This is a genomic window from Pontibacter brevis (assembly GCF_054779655.1).
This window is the reverse complement of sequence record NZ_BAAGXV010000015.1, coordinates 1-22,582: the sequence shown is the minus strand read 5'-3', so window position 1 is coordinate 22,582 and position 22,582 is coordinate 1. Positions and strand designations below refer to the sequence as shown.

Annotated in this window: 20 protein-coding genes, 1 pseudogene and 1 riboswitch; of the genes and pseudogenes, 7 read left to right on the top strand and 14 right to left on the bottom strand. The window is 49.0% G+C overall.

Features of this window, described 5'->3' with window-relative positions; all coding sequences use genetic code 11:
- Nucleotides 1–4: 4 nt before the first annotated feature.
- Entirely contained in the window at nt 5–1,303 is a 1,299-nt protein-coding gene (locus ACYVB1_RS03970; protein WP_460920811.1) for a cobyrinate a,c-diamide synthase, read from the top strand.
- 31 nt (nt 1,304–1,334) lie between these two features.
- Here ACYVB1_RS03970 and ACYVB1_RS03965 read toward each other — a convergent pair whose 3' ends face one another.
- The 6 genes from ACYVB1_RS03965 to ACYVB1_RS03940 form a co-directional block, all read right to left on the bottom strand.
- On the bottom strand, nt 1,335–2,276 hold the full coding sequence (locus tag ACYVB1_RS03965) for a sirohydrochlorin chelatase (RefSeq protein ID WP_460920809.1): 942 nt from the start codon (nt 2,274–2,276) through the stop codon (nt 1,335–1,337).
- Between the two features lie 51 nt (nt 2,277–2,327).
- Nucleotides 2,328–3,086: a uroporphyrinogen-III C-methyltransferase gene (gene cobA, locus ACYVB1_RS03960; RefSeq protein ID WP_460920807.1), complete on the bottom strand. Its 759-nt coding sequence runs from the start codon at nt 3,084–3,086 to the stop codon at nt 2,328–2,330.
- Nucleotides 3,087–3,234: 148 nt separating this feature from the next.
- Nucleotides 3,235–5,220, bottom strand: coding sequence for a putative cobaltochelatase (locus ACYVB1_RS03955; RefSeq protein WP_460920805.1), 1,986 nt, complete (start codon nt 5,218–5,220; stop codon nt 3,235–3,237).
- A gap of 58 nt (nt 5,221–5,278) precedes the next feature.
- On the bottom strand, nt 5,279–9,574 hold the full coding sequence (gene cobN / locus ACYVB1_RS03950) for a cobaltochelatase subunit CobN (RefSeq protein WP_460920803.1): 4,296 nt from the start codon (nt 9,572–9,574) through the stop codon (nt 5,279–5,281).
- A 129-nt stretch (nt 9,575–9,703) separates the two neighbouring features.
- Nucleotides 9,704–10,357 (bottom strand): hypothetical protein, encoded by a 654-nt coding sequence (locus tag ACYVB1_RS03945; protein ID WP_460920801.1) that lies wholly within the window; start codon nt 10,355–10,357, stop codon nt 9,704–9,706.
- A gap of 3 nt (nt 10,358–10,360) precedes the next feature.
- Nucleotides 10,361–10,741 carry a (2Fe-2S) ferredoxin domain-containing protein gene (locus tag ACYVB1_RS03940; RefSeq protein ID WP_460920799.1) on the bottom strand — a complete coding sequence of 127 codons (381 nt, stop codon included), beginning with the start codon at nt 10,739–10,741 and terminating at the stop codon, nt 10,361–10,363.
- 121 nt (nt 10,742–10,862) lie between these two features.
- A riboswitch (cobalamin riboswitch) is annotated at nt 10,863–11,049 on the bottom strand.
- Between the two features lie 249 nt (nt 11,050–11,298).
- Here ACYVB1_RS03940 and ACYVB1_RS03935 point away from each other — a divergent pair.
- The 5 genes from ACYVB1_RS03935 to ACYVB1_RS03915 all read left to right on the top strand — a co-directional run bounded on the left by ACYVB1_RS03935 (nt 11,299) and on the right by ACYVB1_RS03915 (nt 15,870).
- Nucleotides 11,299–11,811, top strand: coding sequence for a bifunctional adenosylcobinamide kinase/adenosylcobinamide-phosphate guanylyltransferase (locus ACYVB1_RS03935; RefSeq protein WP_460920797.1), 513 nt, complete (start codon nt 11,299–11,301; stop codon nt 11,809–11,811).
- 49 nt (nt 11,812–11,860) lie between these two features.
- Nucleotides 11,861–13,555, top strand: coding sequence for a nicotinate-nucleotide--dimethylbenzimidazole phosphoribosyltransferase (gene cobT / locus ACYVB1_RS03930; protein ID WP_460920795.1), 1,695 nt, complete (start codon nt 11,861–11,863; stop codon nt 13,553–13,555).
- Nucleotide 13,556: 1 nt separating this feature from the next.
- The gene (locus ACYVB1_RS03925; protein ID WP_460920793.1) at nt 13,557–14,348 is read left to right on the top strand and encodes an adenosylcobinamide-GDP ribazoletransferase; all 792 of its coding nucleotides are present in this window, start codon (nt 13,557–13,559) and stop codon (nt 14,346–14,348) included.
- Entirely contained in the window at nt 14,333–14,890 is a 558-nt protein-coding gene (cobC, locus tag ACYVB1_RS03920; RefSeq protein ID WP_460920791.1) for an alpha-ribazole phosphatase, read from the top strand. The genes ACYVB1_RS03925 and cobC overlap by 16 nt, the downstream gene beginning before the upstream one ends.
- Before the next feature lie 143 nt (nt 14,891–15,033).
- Nucleotides 15,034–15,870, top strand: coding sequence for a hypothetical protein (locus ACYVB1_RS03915; RefSeq protein WP_460920789.1), 837 nt, complete (start codon nt 15,034–15,036; stop codon nt 15,868–15,870).
- A gap of 222 nt (nt 15,871–16,092) precedes the next feature.
- On the opposite strand, the pseudogene ACYVB1_RS03910 reads toward ACYVB1_RS03915, so the two are convergent.
- The 8 genes and pseudogenes from ACYVB1_RS03910 to ACYVB1_RS03875 form a co-directional block, all read right to left on the bottom strand.
- A pseudogene (locus tag ACYVB1_RS03910) lies at nt 16,093–16,668 on the bottom strand (S8 family serine peptidase).
- Between the two features lie 43 nt (nt 16,669–16,711).
- Complete coding sequence (locus ACYVB1_RS03905; RefSeq protein WP_460920787.1) at nt 16,712–17,005, bottom strand: protease inhibitor I9 family protein; 294 nt, start codon at nt 17,003–17,005, stop codon at nt 16,712–16,714.
- Nucleotides 16,920–17,285 carry a hypothetical protein gene (locus ACYVB1_RS03900; protein WP_460920785.1) on the bottom strand — a complete coding sequence of 122 codons (366 nt, stop codon included), beginning with the start codon at nt 17,283–17,285 and terminating at the stop codon, nt 16,920–16,922. The genes ACYVB1_RS03905 and ACYVB1_RS03900 overlap by 86 nt, the downstream gene beginning before the upstream one ends.
- Nucleotides 17,286–17,654: 369 nt before the next feature.
- Complete coding sequence (locus ACYVB1_RS03895) at nt 17,655–18,443, bottom strand: glycoside hydrolase family 2 TIM barrel-domain containing protein (protein WP_460920783.1); 789 nt, start codon at nt 18,441–18,443, stop codon at nt 17,655–17,657.
- A 48-nt stretch (nt 18,444–18,491) separates the two neighbouring features.
- Nucleotides 18,492–18,911, bottom strand: coding sequence for an ATP-binding domain-containing protein (locus tag ACYVB1_RS03890; protein ID WP_460920781.1), 420 nt, complete (start codon nt 18,909–18,911; stop codon nt 18,492–18,494).
- Nucleotides 18,912–19,024: 113 nt separating this feature from the next.
- Nucleotides 19,025–19,390, bottom strand: a complete 366-nt coding sequence (locus tag ACYVB1_RS03885) for a hypothetical protein (RefSeq protein WP_460920779.1) — start codon at nt 19,388–19,390, stop codon at nt 19,025–19,027.
- A gap of 83 nt (nt 19,391–19,473) precedes the next feature.
- Nucleotides 19,474–19,602, bottom strand: coding sequence for a hypothetical protein (locus ACYVB1_RS03880; RefSeq protein WP_460920843.1), 129 nt, complete (start codon nt 19,600–19,602; stop codon nt 19,474–19,476).
- Nucleotides 19,603–19,944: 342 nt separating this feature from the next.
- On the bottom strand, nt 19,945–20,862 hold the full coding sequence (locus ACYVB1_RS03875) for a DUF808 domain-containing protein (protein ID WP_460920777.1): 918 nt from the start codon (nt 20,860–20,862) through the stop codon (nt 19,945–19,947).
- A gap of 479 nt (nt 20,863–21,341) precedes the next feature.
- Between ACYVB1_RS03875 and ACYVB1_RS03870 the strand changes: the two genes are divergently transcribed.
- On the top strand, nt 21,342–21,758 hold the full coding sequence (locus ACYVB1_RS03870; RefSeq protein ID WP_460920775.1) for a hypothetical protein: 417 nt from the start codon (nt 21,342–21,344) through the stop codon (nt 21,756–21,758).
- Nucleotides 21,759–22,582 lie beyond the last annotated feature (824 nt).

Below are 22,582 nucleotides of genomic sequence, written 5' to 3'. Positions count from 1 at the left end.
GTAAATGGCAAAAGGATTTGTTGTAGCAGCACCATGGAGCAACTCAGGTAAAACGACCTTTACCCTGGCCTTGTGCCGCCTGTTTAAGCGGCGGGGTTTAAACGTGCAGCCTTTCAAATGTGGTCCGGACTACATCGACACCCTGCACCACAGTAGGGCAGCTGGGACTCCCAGTATCAACCTGGATACCGTCATGATGTCGGAAGAACATGTCCAGGAGCTTTTTACTGACTATACCTCAAGGGCTGATGTGGCTATTGTAGAGGGGGTGATGGGCCTGTTTGATGGGGCTGTTAAAGGGAAGGGGAGCACGGCTGAAATAGCAAAATTACTGGACCTGCCTGTTATCCTCGTCATGAATGCCAGCTCTATGGCCTATTCCGTTGCACCCATCCTCCACGGCCTGAAAACGTTCGACCCAAAGGTGAAGATTGCCGGTGTTGTCTTCAATTTTGTCAGAACCGAATCACACTATACTTTTTTGAGAGAAGCATGTGAGGATGTGGGGTTGAAAGCGTTAGGGTATCTGCCTCCCAACGAGGAAATTAAAATACCATCGCGGCACCTGGGCTTGTTTATTGAGGACAGCTTTGAACATACAATTGATAAGGCTGTCAGCCATGTGGAAGCTCATATTGCTGTTGATCAGCTCTTGAGCTGTGGGAAAGATATAGCAGTAGCAACAAAGCCTCGTAAAACAACTCTGCAAAAAAAATACAGGATAGCAGTTGCCCGAGACGAAGTCTTTTCCTTCACTTATTTTCAGAACTTAAAGAAATTCGAAGACTTAGGTGAGATTATATGGTTTAGCCCGCTTCATGATACTACTTTGCCCGAAGCTGACATCCTGTATCTTGCCGGTGGCTATCCGGAGCTGCACCTAGAGTTCCTTTCCGGTAACAAAGCAATGAAGGAAGCTATCGCGGCCTTCGCAGCAAAGGGAGGAAAGATAATAGCCGAGTGCGGCGGTATGATGTATCTGGGCGAAAGCATAACTAACGAGCAGGGAGGCACTTATGCAATGGCTGGAGTCTTTGATTTCAGTACGTCTATGGAAAACAAGAAGCTTACTTTAGGATACCGGATGGTTTCCTTTGATAAGCTCAATTTATCAGGTCATGAGTTTCGCTATTCTTCCCTTATACATCATCAGGAACCACCTTCTGTAGCTCAAGTATATTCAGCAAGAGGCATAGAAGTAAACACAAGATTGTACCGCTATAAAAATGTAATAGCCAGTTACATACATTTTTATTGGGCTGAAGGCAATCAGTTAGAGCAAATTTTGGATCACCTGGCATAACCTCCCCCGAGAGATACAAGGCTCTGCGTCTTCAGATACCTAACACCTTCTTCAACTTACTACCCAACGTGTTCTTCTTCTCTCCTACTTTTTCATCTTCCTCGAAAAGGATACCTTTTACATTCAGGTGATGGCCCACCTGCTCCTGCCCCTGCTCCTGCTCAAAACCGATGATCTGCTTACGGTATTTGCAGAGTTGGCAGTTCATATTCCCCACTCCGTTAATCGCCTGCTCCAAACGTTCATCAAAAGCCTTCAACATTAACTCGTCTGTTCCGAACGGAGCGGTATAAACATACTCAGCGGATGATGTGTTGTTCTGTTCATCTACTGTTGCGTATATCCTGTCAAGCAGAATGCCGGTGAAGAAAAAGAACGGAATAACTATCGTTCTTTTAAAGCCTAATTTATCAACTAACTGCAAAGATTCCCGGACAGAAGGATAAGCAGTACCACTGTAAGCGGTGGTAGCAAATCCAAATCCCATACCTTCCCAGAGCATGCTCATCAGCTTTTGTACATCGCTGTTCGCATCAGGGTCTGTTGTGCCTCTTCCTACTACAACAAGGCATGTTTCCTTGCGGTCAAGGGGCGATAAAGACGCTTCAGTTTCCTCTATTCGCTTTTTAGCCAGGTCCAGGAGAAAAGCGTTCACACCTATAGGGCTTCCCATTTTGATGTTCAGGTCATCATAGTAGGTCAGGATCGTGTTCAGTTCGTAGGGAATATCATTCTTGGCGTGTGCTCCTGCAAAAAGAATAACAGGTAAAGCATAGATAGTCCGTACACCCTTCGCATACATGCGTTCAACGGCTGCATCATAAAGGGGGTGATTAAATTCCAGAAAACCGTAATCTACTTCATAGTCATTTTTGTAGCGGTCTTTCAGAATTTCAACCAGCGTTTTAAATGAATCTACTGCCGCGGTTTTTCTACTGCCATGGCCGCAAAGCAAAACTCCTTTCTTCATCATTGTATCTTCTTAAATGCCTCTTAATCTTAAATAGTAGCGTAGTTCTTATACTTAAGAGCTTTTTGCTGATAAAACCGGATCATTTGTTATGGGCGCAGCTCCGATCAAAAACACGACCGGCATCTGAATTGCGCTTTGCTCTATTTTCTCCTGTATAGTAGCCAGTGTTGCACTGATGATCATTTGGTTTGGTCTGGACACGTTGGACACTGCGTTAACCGGAATAGAACCGTCTTCACAAACGTCTATCAGCTTTTCAACTATCTTATCCAGGCTTTTCAGGCCCATGTACAATGCTATAGTATTCCCCGCCTTCAACATGGCCGCAATACCATTTAACTGTTCAAAAGAATAATCTGCAGTATGTGCAGTACAGATGAGCACAGCATTCGATCTGTGCCGCTCTGTCAACGGGATGTTCAGCAAACCGGCAGCCCCCAAAGCCGCGGAAATTCCAGGTACTACCTCGAAAGGGATATTCTTCTGCAGTAGGTAGCGGGCTTCCTCTGCAGCACGCCCGTAGATATAAGGGTCCCCAGACTTAAGCCGTACCACATTTTTCCCTTCTCTCCAATACTGCTCCAGCAATTGATTGATATGCTCCTGCCTGTCTGTCTGGTTTGTGGTATCCCCGTATTTCCTTCCGGCATATACTTTTTCTGCCTCTGTATTCAGGCTGAGTATTTCGTTTGAAATAAGGTTATCATAGAGAATCACCTCTGCATTTTTGATGCAGTTATAGGCTTTTATAGTGAGAAGCTCTACGTCGCCGGGCCCTGCTCCTATAATCAATACTTTATTTGCATTCATGATGACCTAAAATTACAGAAACAAGGGTATTATACTGCACAACTGCCCTCTATCTCAATTCCTTTTAATGTAAGCTAGCGTGTATAGTAAACATAGAACCTGTTCTGATTAATGAAGCATTTCTATCTACCACTGTTGGCAAAAGACCCTACAACACTTTATTGACCAGTGGAGTTAAGCTATCAGATGAAAGCTCATCAAGCGAGACGTATTGCCCGCCCAGCAACTTTGCTAACTCTTCGGCCTTACCTAATTGCAGATAGGCATTTTCTGCGTTTAAAACCACAGAGGAAACGTGCATATCTTTTAGCTGTGTGGCTAAATGACGGATTTGACTCCAGGGGTCTCCTCCACCCGGCAGCGCTACATTCGCTTTACCATCACTGAGGATGACCAGCAGGGGTTGTAAATCTTTCTCTGGGTTGAGCTTGTTTAACACCTGAATAGTGGTTTGCAAAGCATGCGGAAGCGGTGTGCGCCCTCCCGTTGGTAAATTTCTCAAGGCTTGTTCGGCCAGCTCTACACTATTCGTTGGGTAAAGCAACACCTGTGCTTCTATACCTCTAAAAGAAATTACACCCACCGAATCCCGTCTTTGGTATGCATCTGTCAGAAGACTAAGCACGGTACCTTTAACGGCTTCCATACGACGGCTTGCCGCCATCGATCCGGAAGCATCCACCACAAACAAGATAAGGTTACCCACTTTGCCCTTTCGTACCTTCTGATGAAGGTCGTCCCGAGACACAGTTAACTGTTCTGGGTCACGCAAAAAGGCATGGTAAACGGTCGCATCTATGGCTATGTCCGTCGCATCTTTGTTTGGTTCAGCACGAACATACAAGCCTCTTTGAGAATTATTGGACTGGCTTCTACGGCCAGCAGATGCCTGCAATGTTTGCTTATGGATGGACTCCACCTCTAATTGGGGTAAGGCCATTGCCGGAGCAGCTCCAAAGACCTGCTCTTCTACCGGTGCGTCCTGCTGTGGCTTTTCCTCTTCCTCCTGGCCCTTGTCAGACGATGGGAGTTCTTCATCTGATGATGCCCCCGGGCCATTTTCCGGTTGAGAGGATTTGTTATTCTCAAATGGAGGGGCAGGTGGGTTTTCAGGTTTATCTTTTGAATCTGAGGTTGCGTTTTGCATCAACTCCTCCAGCCTATCTTCCTTTATTTTACTCTCTGAAAACGGACTTTTACGTTTCCGATGTGCTAAAGCCAATTCGGCAGACTGGCGAATGTCTTCTGCAGTAACCTCGGAACGTTTGTCTAAAGCGGCCAGGGTTAGCGCCGTTTTATACATCACAATATCTGCCCGCAGGCTGGTTACATCTAATTCTGTACAAAGCTGACTGATAAGCGTCAGCAAGCCTTCAGGCATGGTAACAGAAGGCAGCAACTCTTTAGCAGCTATAAGTTGCCGCTGCAAGGCCTCCTGTTGCGCCGTCCATTCTACCACGAAACTTTGCGGATTGGTTTCAAAGGCAATCCGGCGGCGCACGACCTCTGTCCTCTCTTTTACATCCCGGGGCGCTTCAACATCGACCATCATTCCAAACCTATCCAGAAACTGCGGGCGAAGGTTTCCTTCCTCCGGGTTCATTGTTCCAATCAACGTAAACCTGGCAGGATGGCTCACAGATAGTCCTTCCCGCTGTATGGTGTTTACCCCCATAGCAGACACGTCCAAAAGCACATCTACTAAATGATCGGATAATAAATTCACTTCATCGATGTAAAGAATACCCTGGTGCGCAGCAGCTAAAAGGCCTGGCTGTAATTTCTTTTTCCGTTCTGCCAATACGCCTTCCAGATCAAGGCTTCCGATCACCCGGTCTTCCGTAGCTCCCAGGGGGAGATTGATGAATGGGACCTGTGTATCTATTACCTGTAAATCAGGTTGCTGACACGCATCACACGTTTGTAAAGGTGAGCCTGGGGGGCAGTTGAAAGGGCAATCAGCCACTTTTGGTATAGAGGGCGCTACCTCTGCTAAAGCGCGCGCAGCCGTACTTTTTGCCGTACCCTTGTCTCCACGAATGAGCACACCTCCTATACTGGGATTGATGGCACATAGAAGCAAAGCTACCTTTAGTTTTTCCTGCCCTACTATGGCTGTAAAGGGATAGTTCATATGGATAGATGTAAACACAACCGGAATCTTAAACTGATGATTTAAATCACTCCGGCTCTTAAACTTCGTTTCTTGCTTCTAACATTGTTTCGCTGCTCAGGTAAACGTCTTGCAATGCCTGAAGCATTGCTGGGGATGGTGTTTCCCACATGCCCCGTTGGGCAGCCTCTAACAGACGCTCGGCAACAGCATGCAAGGCCCAAGGATTATTGTCAGCAAAGAACTCCTGCATTCCTTTATCCAGCGCATAGGTTTCAGCTACTTTTTCATACATCCAATCGTCCACCACATGCGCCGTTGCGTCATATCCGAAAATATAATCGACAGTAGCCGTTAACTCTAACCCACCTTTATAGCCATGTCGTTTAATGCCGTCCAGCCATTTTGGGTTCACCACCCTGGTACGGAATACACGGTTAACCTCTTCTTTCAGGTCACGCACAATTGGTCTCGACGGATCCTGTGTATCACCAAAATAATTTTTGGGTTGTTGCCCTGTCAGGCTGCGGATGGTGGCAATCATGCCGCCATGGTATTGCAGGTAATCGTCACTGTCAAAGATATCGTGCTCGCGGTTGTCCTGGTTATGAAGCGCGACTTCCACTACTGACAGCCTCTGCGCAAACTCGCTACGTGCTTCTACGCCACTCACACTTCCTGTGTAAGCGTAGCCACCCCAGTTAATGTAAGTTTGGGCAAAATCGGCATCTAAGTGCCAGTTCTTTTCCTGTATCAGTGGTAATATGCCTGCTCCGTAACTACCGGGAGGGGACCCAAAGATCCTGAACCCAGCCCGCTGTTCAGCTTCTTCAATAGGCATGTCTTCCTGTGACTGCAATTCAGCCAAATCTCTCAGATAATGCTTGCGAACGAAGTTCTCCTCTTCCGGTTCATCCAGGAAAATGACTAACTGCACTGCATTATCTAGCAGCTCTATCAAATGAGGAAAGGCATCCCTGAAAAAACCGCTGATGCGCGTGGTGACATCTATACGGGGCCTTCCCAGCTCCTGCAACGGAATTACCTCAAGCTTTACCACACGTCGGCTTTCTGTTTGCCAGATGGGCCGTACTCCTAATAAAGCCAGAATTTCAGCCACGTCATCACCATGCGTTCGCATGGCACTTGTTCCCCAGATGCTGATACCGACGTTTTCAGGGTAAAGCCCTGTTTCTTTTAAATGACGTTCCAGTACTTCACGGGCGAGCTGCTGGCCTACTTCCCAGGCTGCCTGCGAAGGTAAGGCACGGGGATCAACCGTATAGAAATTACGCCCGGTAGGTAATATATGGGCCATCCCACGGGTAGGTGCCCCGCTAGGTCCGGCCGGTACGTAACCACCTGATAACCCATGCAAAAGATTTGTTATCTCATCGTACGTATGCGCCAGATTAGGCAAGACTTTACCAGACACAAATTCCAGCACCTGCCGTACAGCGTCAAGACCGGGTGTGGTTAATTCCATGTCAAATGTTTCCTGTAGTACTTCAGGAATGGCGTCTGTGCTGTAGTTATACTTTTGCAGAACACGAAATAAATGATTGCTCAGTTCATCTATCACTTCCAGAACATCCGCTCCTGTTACCAAAGGTCGTCCGGCTAATGCAATGAATTGGGCAGGCAAGGCATCAAGACGCTGCCCTTTGTAACTCAGCAACTCATTTATATCAAATCCGAACAGGGAAGCTATGGCTGTCTGCAGGCCCGGCACATCTATATTGGCGAGCCTGGTCAGCGACTGGAGCATGTCGATTAAAGCATCTCCGGCTGGGACTTCTCCCAATATATGCAGCCCATGCCGTATCTGCGCCGCACCCAGTTCACACAGGTATCCATCAATATCTTCAATTAAATGCGCTATGTCCTTACCCTCCATTTCAGCCAAACTCACAGGAACACCCTCGGGTGTCATTTCTTCGTCCCAGTCGTGCTTGTGGTCCCCGTGGTCACGCTGCAGCATAACAGCAAGGTCCTTATCTAAATTCGTTTGCTTGATCAGGTCCCATATCTGCCTTTGCAACAACGGAAGCTTTGTAGGATCCAGGGTTTCTACCTGGTAATACTCATCCACCAGCTGCGTAAGCTGCGCCAACTCGCCGTAGCTGTCCGCAGAGGTCATGGGCGGCGTAAGGTGATCAACCACCACAGCATGCGCCCGGCGCTTAGCCTGAGAACCTTCACCGGGATCATTGATGATAAAGGGGTAAAACAAAGGCATGTCTCCAAGAAAAGCATCCGGGAAACAGTTCTTTGAAAGTCCGATACCTTTTCCGGGCAACCACTCCAACGTGCCGTGTTTTCCTACATGCACAATGGCGTCGGCGCCCCAGTCGTCGCGAAGCCAGCGGTACAAGGCATAATAATGATGCGTGGGTGGTAGGTCAGGCTGGTGGTAAATGGCATCAGGGTCCATGCCATAGCCACGGGGTGGTTGCAGGGCAACCATTACGTTCCCTAACTCCAGACCAGCAAGTGAAATGTGGCCGTTGTGTACGTATGTTTCTCCCGGCGGTGGCCCCCATTGCTTCTGCATCTTTTGCTGTAGAGCATCCGGAAGTTGAGAAAACCAGCCCACGTACTTGTCGAAGGCCACTCTGCCCATGGCATTAGTTAATTGTTCCGGTGTCAGGTATGTTTCATCATAGGAACAACGATTGATCAGGTTATGAATAAGCTCAGTACCTGAAACAGGAAGATCCTCGATATGATAACCCTCCGCCTGCATAGCATGCAGCATTGTTAAAAGAGAAGCTGGTGCATCCAGGCCTACGGCATTCCCTATCTGAGAAGCTTTGCTACTGGAGTTGGTAAAAATAAAAGCAATCCGCTTTTCAGGGTTGGACAAATGTCGTAATCGGGCAAAGCGGGCAGCCAGGCCGGCAACGCGTTCAATACGGTCTTCCTGCGGTTCGTATCCTTTCGCTTCCCGGCCTTTCTCTTTGAAAGAAACAGGCACTGTGATGATGCGTCCGTCAAACTCAGGGATTGCTACGTTCATGGCAGTATCCAGTGGATTCAATCCCCTGCTGGATGATTCCCATGGCCCCCGCCCCATGCCACTTGTTATAGCCTGGAGAATGGGAACATTCAGTTGGCTTAGCACCTCATCTCCTGCTACACCTGTGCCATCCACACTCCCATCACGCATAGAAAAAGAAACCGTATTGACCAGCGTATCTATTCTAATCCCTTCATCTTCTTCTCTGAAAAACCGAAAGGCACAAGGCCACCCGGAATCAGGGTCTGTTGCCTTTAGGGAGGCTGTATAAACAGGCAGTACATTCAGCTCTTTATCTTCTAAAGCTCTGACCAGGGAATCTACAAAAGCAGTATTGCCACTGATCCAGTGTGCGCGGTAAAAGGTAATACCCACTGTGGGATAAGCAGGATGATGCATTTTTACCCAGTCCTGTATGCTTGCATTTTCAGGCAGGTCAGGATGATAAATACCATGATCCGGTAGAATAACGGGTGCCTCATACCCAAAACCTGTCATGAGCAGATGATCAGACAGAAAGTGCAGGAGGGACACTAAATTGATGTGGCCACTGGCCTGCAGGTAGGCTAATGTCTCGTGCAGTATGGCGGGTGACACCGTAGAAGTGGCTGCAAATTCAGGATTCAATTCTCCGGAACCGCTTAACACGATCAAGTGCTGCCCCTGAGCTTTAGCACGGCGCACTAACTCACTGAAACCCGGTATGCTGCTTGGGCGCCCCAGAATACGGAGAATGATAATCTGAGCAGCTGCAATTTCCCTATCCAGCAACTGCGCCATATGGGCTTCGCTTTTTATAGCCAGCAGATTGACACCCATTGTTTTTGGGAAACCTTCGGGCAACAGCTTTAGGGCATTGTGAAGCGTAAGCAGATCTGTATCGGCGTGTGTGAGAAAGACAATCCCGCCATCTGGTGCAGCAACCTCACCTGATAGAGTAGCAGTTTCAGAACCTTTCCAGGTGTAGAACTGAAAAACATACTCACTCAGCTCTGCTGGTGGCACCAGAAAGCCATCAGCCGCAATCATGCTTTCGATATAGTCAAAAATGGCTTTTACCTGCCACTCGCTGTTTACAGAGTGAAACCAAACGGAATTCCCATCAAAGAGTAGAGTAACAACATTTGCAAGTGTGCAAGGGCCCAGGCAGCCGCCTTTGGTCATGTGCACCACATTCCGAAGCTTGCGTTGCAGCCATTCACTTTTGTATAAATCTACCGGTACAGGAGGATAGCCCCTGTCCACTCTGCCACAGCAGCAAGCATTGTAGCAGTATGACAGATGTCCCCGGCGTTGCACCAGGTTGATGGCTTTTCCATCGGCTCGGATTACCCGCTGACGCTTTATCTCTCTCATTTGGCTTCTATTGCCTCCCTTTTAAGATCTATAAAATTTGCATGACAGAATTAACAGTCATTATCGCTTTAGCCATCAGCTCATAAAACACGATGGAGCTTTCAATAACATACCTGATTATCAAAAAGTCTAATACCGTATCGCCATAGCCTGCTCTGCCAGTACCCAGCACCCAATAGCAATTGAGAAAACACCGGCTCCGGAAATAATATACCTGAAAAAGAACCTGCTTCGCTTCACAATGTGGGAGAAAGACAAAGAAAGGAGGTAACCATAAGCTGTCATGGTCAACAAAATTCCTGCGGACTGAAGGATGATAATCCATAAGGCAGTGTAGCTATTATCAGCAGCCATGGTAAGCGCCACCGTACAGGCACCACCTGTTCCTGCCATGCCATGCAACATACCTATTCCCAAAGAACGGCTTACTATAGATTTCTTTTTTTCGGCATTTACCGGAGGTATGACCCGAGGCACATTCGGTTTAAAAGCAAGAAGCAAAGAGCTTATGCCAATCCAAATCATCATGGGTCCTATAGCCCATTCTGCTACAGTACTGATGCTGAAGGGCAAGGCTGATTTAAGAAGCAGTGCCCCGATGCTCAGCAAAATCAGGGTAATAGAATGCCCCAATGCCCACTGGCTTGACTTCCACATCACGTTACGCAGTTTTGCTTTACTGTCTTTCTCAGAAGTAAGCACTGATACAGCAGCTACGTGGTCCGGCTCAAAGGAATGCTGCATGCCAAGCACGAAAGACTGGATTAGTATAGGAGCAACCATAGCTTAATCCTGTATATTGTCAGCAGAGATATGCACGGGCTGTATTGCAGCGTCTCCTTCTCTATAAAGTATACCATCCAGGACCTGGCCCTTTAGAATGTGGTTGGAGACAAGGTGCGCAGCTCTGCTTGCATCTATATCCTTGTACCAAATGCCATCAGGGTAAACAAACATGATGGGGCCACTTTCACATTGGTCGGTACATACAGCTTTGATAGTATGCACCTGCTCCTTTAAGTTAAGGTCTTTTATACAACTTCTCAAAGCCAGGATACTCTCCGCTCCTCCCCTTTTCGTGCACGCAGAACCGCTACACATAAAAATTATCTTCTTTACTTTGGCCAGATCCTTACCCATAGCTTTTACTATTGTTGATAAATACATTACCCCTTCCACATTCTATAGAAAGCATTCGCCTTCTGTAGACGCAGAAAAAAGATTTAATACAATAGAATAGTTAAAGGGAACACGGTTTAACTACCCCAAACCTTTTACCCGAAGGTGTTGGATATTGCATGTATAGGCAGGTCTTCTGACTTACTCTACTTTGTCGGGCCTTCCCGTCCGGAGTACAGACAGTGGCTAGAGGGATAACAAAGCACTAAAGAGATTACAGCAGCGGGAACTGTTCCGGACTCACACCGGATTCCCTATTAATTCCCTCCCGGGAAACCAATACATTGCAAAAATATAAAATAAAACCAGAGGCATACTAACTACTGACGAAATTGTAAAGCTAAAACTGCAAATTTTGGATGTGGTGCGCCTAAATTTGCACTTCAATTCTTTTGAATTTCAGATGCGATCTTCCTGTTTCCGGAATTCGGAGGTAACGAACTTACTTATCTCAGGGCTTTTGATTTCTATTCAGCGGTTATAAAGTCTTAAATTGTGGCGCTTTCGGCCACGGAACTGATTAGCTTACCCTAACAAGTAATAAGATGATTGTATTTATAACCGGAGGAGCCCGCAGCGGGAAAAGTCGTTTTGCCCAGGACATGGCTCTTAAATTAAGTACTGCGCCTGTATATCTTGCCACAGCAAAAATATGGGATCAGGATTTTCAGGAGCGAGTAAACAGGCACAGGGCAGAAAGAGGATCCGAATGGACAAATTACGAAGCATATAAAGATTTGCACCAACTTCCCCTGCAGGGACGTGTAGTAGTAATAGATTGCGTCACTTTATGGCTTACCAATTTCTTTATGGACTATGACAATAATTTAGAAAAGTCATTACATATGTTTCAACAGGAAATAAATAACCTTATCAATTTAGATGCTACTTTTATTATTATTTCCAACGAACTTGGAATGGGTTTGCATGCCGACACGGCTGTTGGCCGCAAGTTTACAGACTTACAAGGTTTGGCCAACCAGTACGTAGCCTCAGTGGCAGAAGAAGCTATCTTTATAGTTTCCGGACTACCTTTGTATCTTAAGAGACAACTTTAAATTTTACCGGCTTTACCGCCCGCTTTTATTATCTTTTATCAGCGTTACTGTGCAGACACCACAACTTATACAACTAGAGGAAATATTAGCCGCAAGGCGTGACACACGCCATTTCACAGACGAAATTGTGCCGGATGAAGTGTTAGAGAAAGCGCTACGGGCTGGCCATATGGCTCCCTCTGTCGGGCTAACAGATGCTACGCGGTTTTATGTTATCAAGGCGCAGGAAGTAAAGCAGGAGATAAAGAAGCTCTTTCAAAAGTATAACCGGAAAGCCTCTAGCCAAATCGAGGATGAAGCACAGAAAACAGCCTATGCCGCTTTGAAACTGGAAGCCATTGTGGACGCTCCCCTTGGGCTGGTGGTATGCTATGACCGCTCTGTGCTGAATTCCTTTACAATTGGTACCGTTGCCAGTAATGATACCATCAAGTTCAGCGCCGTATGTGCCGTGCAGAACATCTGGCTATCGTTAACGGAACAGGGTTATTCCATGGGATGGGTCTCTATATTGGACTACTACCAGTTTAAAAATTTACTGGGACTGCCCGAGGACATTGAACCTTTGGGATATTTCTGTGTTGGCAAACCAGCTACAGACTATGAACAGCAACCTATGCTCCAGCAGCAAGGCTGGAAACAAAAATCAGCTGCCCCATCTGTCACGGAAGTAGAAAAAGTGCGCCAACCCGTCACTCCTGCATTTGAACCGCCTCACCTTCATGTAGCGCAAAATGAATTCCTGGCCGAACAACTGCAGCACATCATTGACCATAAAACAAAGCCAACAGGAGCATTAGGAGTATTGGAAGAACTCGCCCTGCACATAGGAAAAGTATTTAACACGACTGCTCCTGAAATAACAATCCCCCACCTGGTGGTGTTCGCAGCTGATCATGGCATTGCACAACATGGGGTAAGTGCCTACCCCCAGGAAGTGACTAGCCAGATGGTGAAGAACTTTATAGAAGGGGGCGCTGCTATCAATGCTTTCTGTAAGCAACACTGCATCACACTCAACATAGTTGATGCAGGCGTAAACTATGACTTCCCTCCTAACCAGCCCATCATCCATCATAAAATGGGAAGAGGTACCCATTCCTTTTTACATGGCCCGGCCATGACTCCGGAACAGGTGCATGTCTGTTTGCAGAAAGGAGGAAAAGTGACCGACAGCATATACCAAACCGGGTGTAACACCATTGGGTTCGGTGAGATGGGCATAGGAAACACATCTACCGCAGCTGTTTTGATGAGCCTGCTGTGCCACATCTCTGTTGAGCAGTGTATCGGGAAAGGTACTGGTGTAGCTGATGAGAAGTTTTACAAAAAGCAGCTGCTGCTGAAACAGGCGATAAAGAACTACTCCGGGAACCAGGATATCTACGCTATCATGGCGCATTTTGGAGGCTTTGAAATCTTGCAGATGGCTGGCGCTATGCTGCAGGCGAAAAGGAATAGTATGCTGATTCTGGTGGATGGTTTCATTTCCAGTGTCGCTTTTCTCTGTGCTTATAAAATTGACCCGAAGGTGAAAGAAAATGCTGTTTTCTGTCATCAATCCGATGAAGCAGGACACAGGCTCTTGCTTCAGGCTTTAGGGGTAAAACCGCTTCTTCAACTGGGCATGCGCCTAGGTGAAGGCACAGGTTGTGCCGTTGCCTTCCCTCTCCTGAAAAGCGCGACTGCCTTTTTAAATGAAATGGCCAGCTTTGAGCATGCTGGTGTAAGCAACAAAGCCTGACATGAAACGGGAGATAAGCATTTTCTTTACAGCGCTGATGTACTATACCCGTATCCCCTGCCCCGGCTGGGTAGTTTATCAGGAGAGTTATCTTCACCAGGCAACGCGATATTTCCCTATTATAGGTTGGATAGTAGGGCTCTTTGCAGGCCTCCTTTTTCTTGCTACCTCTTACCTGTTTAGTATTTCACTGGGCATCATACTATCCATGGCTGGTTCCATTCTCTTAACTGGAGCTTTTCACGAGGATGGTTTTGCCGATGCCTGCGACGGCTTCGGCGGTGGATGGACAAAAGAACGCATACTGGAGATCATGAAAGACAGCCGCGTAGGCACCTATGGTGTGGTCGGGCTGATACTCATACTTGCCATCAAGTTTTTTTCGCTACAGCAGCTGGTCAGCAGCAAAAGCATACAGCCGCTTGTGCTTCTTCTTTTATTCATCACGGTCCATGCACTCAGCCGCTTTGTGGCATCCACCTTCATTTTCACGCACACATACGTCCGACTTTCCGAAAACAGTAAAGCAAAACCTGTTGCCCAGGGGGTAGAGAAACATAACTTTTTCATTGGGGCTGCACTGGCTTTTATACCACTTCTTAACCTCATGTATTTTGCGGGTAAACCACTCCTGATCACAGTCCTGTTACCACTGTACCTCATCAAACTATACCTGGGCCGCTATTTCACCAAGTGGATTGGCGGGTACACCGGGGACAGCCTTGGAGCCACACAACAGGTTTGCGAAGTCCTTATTTACCTGACATTTATCGTGCTATGGAAATTTACCTGATTCGCCATACAACACCGGCTGTAGCCAAAGGCATGATTTACGGGCGAATGGATGTGGCCTTAGCCGATACTTTTGTAGAGGAGAAAGAGAAAGTTCTGAATAAACTTCCCTTAGAACCAGATGTTGTTTACTCCAGCCCCTCTACCCGCTGCACACAACTGGCAACTCATATTTCAGAAAGCTACAAAACAGACGAGCGGCTTTATGAGGTTAACTTTGGCCGCTGGGAGGGTAAGACCTGGGATACGATTGCCCAGGAAGAATCGAATCCTTGGATGCAGGACTTTGTGAATGTTTGCCCTCCTGAGGGAGAAAGCATGCTGGCAATGCAGAAGCGGGTCATTCACTTCTGGGAAGAGCTGCTCCGGCTTTCCCCCGCCAAAGCAGCTGTTGTGACGCATGGAGGCGTAATCCGTATCATCCTTGCTGCGGTCAAAAATGTTCCTTTAAAAGCTTCCTTTGATATTAAGGTAGATATAAGTGATGTTATTTTAGTGCGCCCGCACCTTTCCGGCAGGAAAGAGGAAATAACAGTGTTATAGCATTGACCCATCTTAAACAAATTCGTGATTTAGTCCTAATAATTTATTCCCTCTTTCTTCCATTCTTCATCTTATCTTCATAAAACCATAATACTTTTACAACTATATTTTAATTAATTTATAAATATAAAGAGGTAGGCATCATGAAAAATCTTCAATTTTTAGCCATTGCCCTTGGAGTTTGCACCCTGTTTAGCTGCGACAAAGAGTCTGACGCAACAATGGAAAGCTCCACCGTCAGCGGTGCAGCCGTGAAGGGATATGTAGGTTCTGCCAGAGTGGACATCTACGAGTACAGCGCCAATGGAGAACGGGGCACTTTGGTAGCCTCAACTGCCACGGACGCGAAGGGAAGCTTCAGCGTGGAGACCAGTTACAGAGGGCCTGCCGAGATAGTGGTAACCCAAGGCAGCTACAGCGACGAGGCGACAGGAACCTCTGTTGCACTCGAGAACCGAGAGCTGAGGTCAGTTGTCACACTGGACAAAGAGAACAGAGTCGCTGCCGTTACGGCCCTGACGACCATTGCCGCGCAGCACGTGGACGCACACGCGGCCGCAGGCATTGAGACTGCCATCGCAAATGCTAACCGGGAGGTGGCAGCGGCCTTCGGCCTTACTGGCATTGACATTGCCAGGGACATACCCGCTGACCTTTCTCAGGCCGCTACTGGCAAGGCCATGGCACAGGTTAAATACGGTGCCGTACAGGCAGGCCTGTCACAGGCAATCAAGGAAAGCAACATTTCTGCCGAGCAGCTCCTGACGCTGGTGCAGGACATGTCAGAAGATTTCTCCGACGGTGTATTTGACGGAAGGTCGGGCGGTGCCGCCCTGGAGTACTCCCAGGCGCTTACCCCTGAGCAGGCTATGACAGGGCTCAACACTGCCATAGAGAACTTCATGAACAGCTCCAGAAACAGGAGCGGCCACACAGCTGGCTCTGCCGGCGTTTCTGTTCCGGCTCCGGGCGGAAGGTAAACCGTTACCGTCACATCACCTGCTGTGTTTCCTAGAAAGTTCCTGCTGCTGCTATGAGAACTTTGGCAGAAACTCTCTAACACCCGGTTTACAGGCTATATTACATAAAGGCTCTGTGTGCAGGGCGACAAGTCACTACAGGACGAAGCATAAAGCAGGATAAACAAGAAGAGGAGGCAGTCGTAAGGCTGCCTCCTCTTCTTGTTTGTTACTCCCAGTAAGCTACTGTACTATATGGGCGATAGGGTCAGGATTCCCGTCCGGGTCGTTGAGCACGTTACCGTCCGAGGTGATGCCCAGCAGCAGCAGGCCTGCCACATGAGGGGCTGCCATGGAGGTGCCGCTGATGGTGTTATAGCCCCCGTCCTTCCAGGTGGACTTGACGCCGACGCCGGGGGCAGCGTACTCTACAGGCGGATTGCCGTAATTGGAGAAGCTTGCGAACCCGTCATTGGAGTCCATGGCGGAAACAGTGTACACGTTTGCGTGGTTGACGCGGGCCGGCGAGGTGTTGTTGGCGTCAGCGCCGTCGTTGCCCGCCGCCAGGGCGAACCTGATTCCGTTGCCTGCGGCGTTGAGCACAGCGTCGTCAAGAGCCTGTGAGACCGGCCCTCCCAGGCTCATGTTCGCCACGTTCCCTGCCACTCCTACTGCAGCGACATAGTCCACTCCGGCAATGACTTAGGAGTAGGAGCCGCTTCCCTGGGAGTTGAGCACCTTCACGGCCACCACCGTCGCATCATAGGCAACCCCTATCACACCAGTGCCGTTGTTCACCGCGGCTACGGTGCCCGCCACATGCGTGCCGTGGCCGTTGCCGTCGTCGGCGCTCTTGGCGTCCTTACCCGTGGAAACGAAGGTCTTGCTTCTCGACTGGTTCCACCTTCAGGTCCGGGTGGTCCAGGTCTATGCCCGTGTCAATTATCCAGGCCGTCTTGCCGGCGCCGCTTGCCGAGCCGACGCGCGCCACACCCCAGGGTATCTCCTGGGGAGCAGTGGTGCCCCCGCCGCCAGAGGTTGGCTTGCCTGGCGTGATGATGAGGTCCTGCTCAACATAGGCCACGCGCGAATCCTGCCGGAGCCTCTCTGCCTGGCTCTCGGAGAGCCTGACTGCCACCCCTACTATCGCTTTCATAGGCCTGCTCTATGGCGGCCCCCGCCGCACCGTTGGCCGACAGCAGCTCCTGCACTATTTCCCGTGCAGCGCCAACACGCTGTGCATAGGTGGCCGAGGCAGCCAGGCGCAGACCGTCCTGCTTGAAGACAACAATGTACTTCCCCGGTATCGCTGCGTTGTCAACGCTGAGCGCCCGCATTGTCTCCTGCGGAGCGACTGCTTCCTCCCCCTCCATGTCGCAGGCGGTGAAGGTGCAGGCTGCGGTCGACACAGCAGCACCGAACAGAATGAAGCTCATAACCTTGCGTATGCGCAGAGCACTTGCCGTACTTTCAGTCTTTATTGGATTTATGGTTTTAGATGATAGAATGCGTTTAAATCCCCGGCGGCTTTTCACAGCAGGAAGGCTGTTGGCTTCAACGCCGGTAAGAGGGCGGCAAGGCTTTTCTGCAAGGCCCGGTGTGTGTATAAATATACTGTTTATTATATATTAATACGAGTATATACTTATGTAAGGGTAATTAAGTTTAACATCAGCCAAAAAAACTTTCATAAATCAGATGCGCTCATAAGTCTTACAACCGTCTCATAAACTATTGACAGGCAGGCTAAAGAACAAGTGAGTTTTGAATCTAATCGGGCGTATAACAGCTGTTTCCTTGACAGACTAACCGCGCAGCTTGCTGTAAGCCCGTGTTTGTTCCTCCTTTTTCCTCTTCAGGCTGCCCCTGTACCATAACCCGACGGCTGCCAATGTCAGCATCACCATTACGAAAATCGGGACCATACGAGCGTAAAGGCCATCCTGCTCCAGGAACATCTCCTGCACCGCGTAGTAGGCTGCCTTGGGCCTGCGGTCAGCGGTCATGATACCGTAATGCTCCTCCGGGTCCTCATCGTGCCGCGCCTCGTCCTCCGGTGCCCCTTCGCGGAACCAGTAGTTGCCCGGCCGCTGCGGGTTGTCGTAGTTCTTCCACCACTCGTCGGCAAAGCCGAACACGATTCCCCCCGCGGTGCCCGACTGCAGTATCTCCGCCCAGCACTCCCGCACGATGCGGGCCTGCCCCTCTTCTCCGGCCTCCAGGCTGTTGACCCCGAACTCTGTCACCAGCAGGGGCTTCTCCCCTGCTATAGGCTGCAGCACCTCCCGGATGTAGTTGCCGTAGCCGCGGGTCACCACCTCGGGGGGCCACACCGGGTACACGTTGAAGCTGATGATGTCAAGGAACCCAAGCTTCAGGGTCTTGGCCGGCGGCCAGCTGCTGTGCGTTACAGGGTGGGCAGCGTCAATCTCCTTCACGGACAAGTACAGGTCCTTCAGCTCATACTCGAAGGCCTCGTTTCCTTTCTGGATGAGCGCCGCCTCCGGTATCTCGTTCCCCAGCACCCAGCCCAGCAGCGCCGGCTTATCATTTAATTCTTTCACCCTGCTGAGCATGGCTTCTTTGTTTTCCACGGGCTTGTTCGGCCCGTCTTCTGTTAGGACACAAAGAATTTCCTCTTACTAATCAAACCGTAGTTGAGGAATTGGCATCCTAAAAAGCAGCATATATATTAAGTCTTGTTGAAATAGAAACCAATTCACAAGCTGATAACACATGTTAAGTACAGAGAATAATACACCTGTTGCTGAGCCGTCAAGGCCCAGAAGGGTCCAGAATAATTTAGAAGGCTCCATATAATACGCAACATCCTGCTTGAGTAAATAGGCTAGGGCTGTCTGCCGGGCGACGGTGCCCTGCTTGTTCACCGCCAGTGCCAATGCCTTTCTTGTCTCCACGAGCACGGCCAGCTTCTTTGCCCTTGTGATACCGGTGTAGATCAGATTCCGGAACAGCATGCCGAAGTGCTGCGTGATTACAGGGATGATGACGCTCTCAAACTCACTGCCCTGCGAGTTGTGAATGGTGATGGCATAGGCCAAATCCAGCTCCAGCGATACCTAGGGATAATCGACTCATATAACTTTTCGACCATTCCACCGCTGAAATCCGTAATGCAGCGAGGATCAGGAATGCACCAGCTGGAGGACTTCCTTCAACTCCTCACTGTGCCTGCGGGCCTGCAGCAGGGCCTCCAGTCCACATGGCTGAACTTGTCGAGAATGGACAGGCTGCTGCCTAGGTGATAGAGGTCCGCTCCCGCACCTTCCGTTTCACCCGCTGCCTTCCCAGCCGTCTCACCAATCACTCTCTTGACTTTGGAGATGAACCTGAGCTGCTCACTGGTGGCTTCCTCTGAGTCGATGAACAGGCAGTCTTTTTTTTCCTGCCAGACTTTGGGCTTGTGAAAGGGTGACCCTATCCGAGGGACTTCGCCGCTGTTTATCTGGTGGGCATAGGAGATGATGAGCGACTCTTGCGCCTGCCGAAAGACTTTCGTCAGCTTCAGACAAGAGACCACTCCCGAAGCAATTATATCCTTCAGCACGTTGCCCGCCCCACGGCAGGGAGTTGGTCGGCGTCCCCTATCAGCACAGCTGACCGTCAGCAGGCACTGCCTGGAGCAGGGAGGCCACCAAGTTGGTGGACGATAACGGCAAGATCCTCGTGGGGCCTTTGGAAACTGTTTGCCTTCAGCACAGTATAACCGGTCTCCGCGCTATGGAAGGTAATGTGTTCGACGATACCCGTTAGCTTTTCCGGATTGGCTGAAGTTTATCTGTCAAATGCCTGCATGTACAAGGATAGGTAAAGCTAAAGATACACTCACAGCAGCAGGATTGGTAAAAGGCGAAGTTTCTTTTTTATAGAACTTTCGATAAATTCTGAAGCCGCATCAGGAGAGCGGAAGATGAAGGCTTAGTGCTGAGTTCCCCAGGCTTTTCATACACTACTCACGAAGCAGTACAACAGAACCTAGTGGCCAGTTTAGAAATGGGAAGGCTTTTCTTTGTCCACCAGTATACTGCAACCCAAAAAGTTGTTTGACACTTCTTGCTCTGTTCGCCCGGAGCATCAAACAACTTTGCGTATGAACGTAACTATTCTATCAATGATAGCACCCAGAATCAATCCGCCCAAGCCACTTACCAGGACCTTCGCAAACCAGGCAAGAACAGGCACGTGAGCCAGAGAATGCTCCAGGTTGTCCAGCGCATGGCTAGTAAAAGGAATGCCATGTGCAATAATCTCCGCTCCTACCCACAACATGGCTGCCGTCCCGATGTAGCCGAGGAACTTCAAGAGGTGCGGCATGAATTTTACGATACCCCGCCCTATGCTTCGGACTTGTGGGTGATGCTTCTCTTTGGCCATGTGCACGCCAACGTCATCCGCCTTTACAATAAGGCCCACTAAGCCGTAAACGGCAACCGTGATAAAAACTGCCACAGCCAGCATCACGACAATTTGGTTCACCAGAGTTGTTTCAGCCACAGTCGCGTAAGTAATAGCAACTATTTCAGAGGAAAGAATCAAATCTGTGCGGACTGCGCCTTTTACTCTTTCCTTTTCCAGTTCTTCGGGCGTGACTACTTTTAAATCATCCCCTGCACCATGTTCTGCCTCAGCATGATGCTTACTAAACATAGAGTGGACCTTCTCATAACCTTCATAACACAAGAAGGCACCGCCCAGCATTAGTATGGGTCCGATTGCCCAGGGCGCAAAGAAACCCAGAAGCAGTGCCGCCGGGCTCAAAAGAAACACTTTATTGAGCAGTGACTTTTTAGCTATCTGGTATATGATAGAAAGCTCACGGGATGGGTCAAGCCCCACCACATACTTAGGCGTTACGGCGGTGTCATCAATCACAATGCCCGATACTTTACCTGTTGTTTTTGTCACCTGAGCAGGAACATCATCCAGGCTTGCAGCGCTGACTTTCACCAAGGCAGACACATCATCCAATAAAGCTAAAAGTCCTGTAGCCATTATTTATTACTGATTTAGAAGAAGACAGATTTTACAACCGATGAACACACCTTTATAATGTGGATTTTCTCCCGGCCAGTGGCGATATTACAAAATATATTTGTTCGTCCCCGTTTTGTTATCACAATTTAATTAAGGCTTCTACTACTACATATAAGGTCCCCCGGTTACACCAGTATCATCGTAACTTATACTAATACCAATCCGCCCGCTTCACCTTTACTGAGCTCAAAGATATCTTCTTCAATGCCTCTCATAGTTCGGATGAGCCTGAATTGATTTACAAGCCTTCTTTAGCCAACATCAGGACTAGCCTCTTCTCCTGACACAGGTAGCCCCTGTCATCTCTACTCAGATGGCAACACACCTTCTGCTGTGCCTGCCAGAAGAGCATAGACTACAGGAGAAAAGTAAAATAAAAAGACATCCTGCCTGGGTCTGCTGCCGTTATGAGACCTAAAGCAAGAGCTAATAAGCACATGGAATACAAGAATATACAACAGGCCTTGGTGGTAATTTCCCTTTTGGCCACTATGTGGGTAGGCGGTTGTCAAACCAGCGCCGTGCCAGCTGACACCGCCGATGAAACAACCAGGGGAATTAGAAGTTTAGCACCCCGAAAAGTAGATGTAAGGGGGAGCATTATTACGAGCCGATATGACCAAGGGCAGGTTATGCTGGAGGTGGAGGGGTTCCCCTCTCAGGACTCCCGCTATAACAGGGCGTATGTGCTCGTGGAGCCGATCACGCAGATTGTTGGTGTTGATGGAAAGCCTATCAGCCTAAGCGAACTACGACAGGGGCAAAATGTAGCAATCCTGTTGCGAAACGGCGGCATGGGAAATCTTGTGGGAATGGGTGTTGCCCGAAAAGTATGGTTAGAAGAAGTATACTGAACCACTTGTCAGCCCCAGGCTAAGTTTAAGCTAGTTAAAAACTCAATTCTTTATTTCCGAAGGCGGTAACATGTTCATTGGCTTTACGATGGATACGCTTCAACTTTTAGGAAGCTGAAGAGTCTGCACAGGCTTGCCCAGGGGAAGTTCAGAATATGACGCTTCCCGGAACTTTGGGTAGCATTCCGGTGGTTTACCACCTGTGCCTGAGGGGAAAATCGGGTGAGGCTAAACCGGTGGAAGAAATTTCCTGCGCACCGGAACTTCCGGGAACACTCCAGTTGTTATGCTCCAGTGCGCAAGGCACCAGGGAGGAGAAAGTGAAAAAGTTTCCCCAGGANTAAGCATTAAGCGCGGGAGCATTTCCACAGACGGGCCTCAAGCCCCTCTTCTTGCGCTGAAAGAAAAAGAGCCGAAAATTTTCCCTGCTTTCAGGAACTTCGGCAACACAGGGAGGTGTTACCTCTCCCGCCGGCCTCGTGAAGGCCAGGGCAACCCAGACAACTTTACCGGCTTTACCAAACCCCTGCGGCACGCCGCGCACCAGGTTTTGTGCGCGAGGGCTGGCAGCGGAAAGGAGGCTGAAAAAAATATTCTGCCGGGCATCTTGCAAAGCGGGAAACTATCCCTACCTTTGCGTCCCGTTTCGGAAGGAGGCGGATAAGGAGAGGCAGAGAGAAAGGCTGCGAATACTGAAAAAGAAGAAAAAAACAGAGGGTCGCTTGCAAAGCAGAATATAATTCTTACCTTTGCATCCCCTTCGAAAACAAGGCCAGCGCAAATCCAAATAGGACTCTGGCAACAAGCCGCAGGGCAGCCGTGGC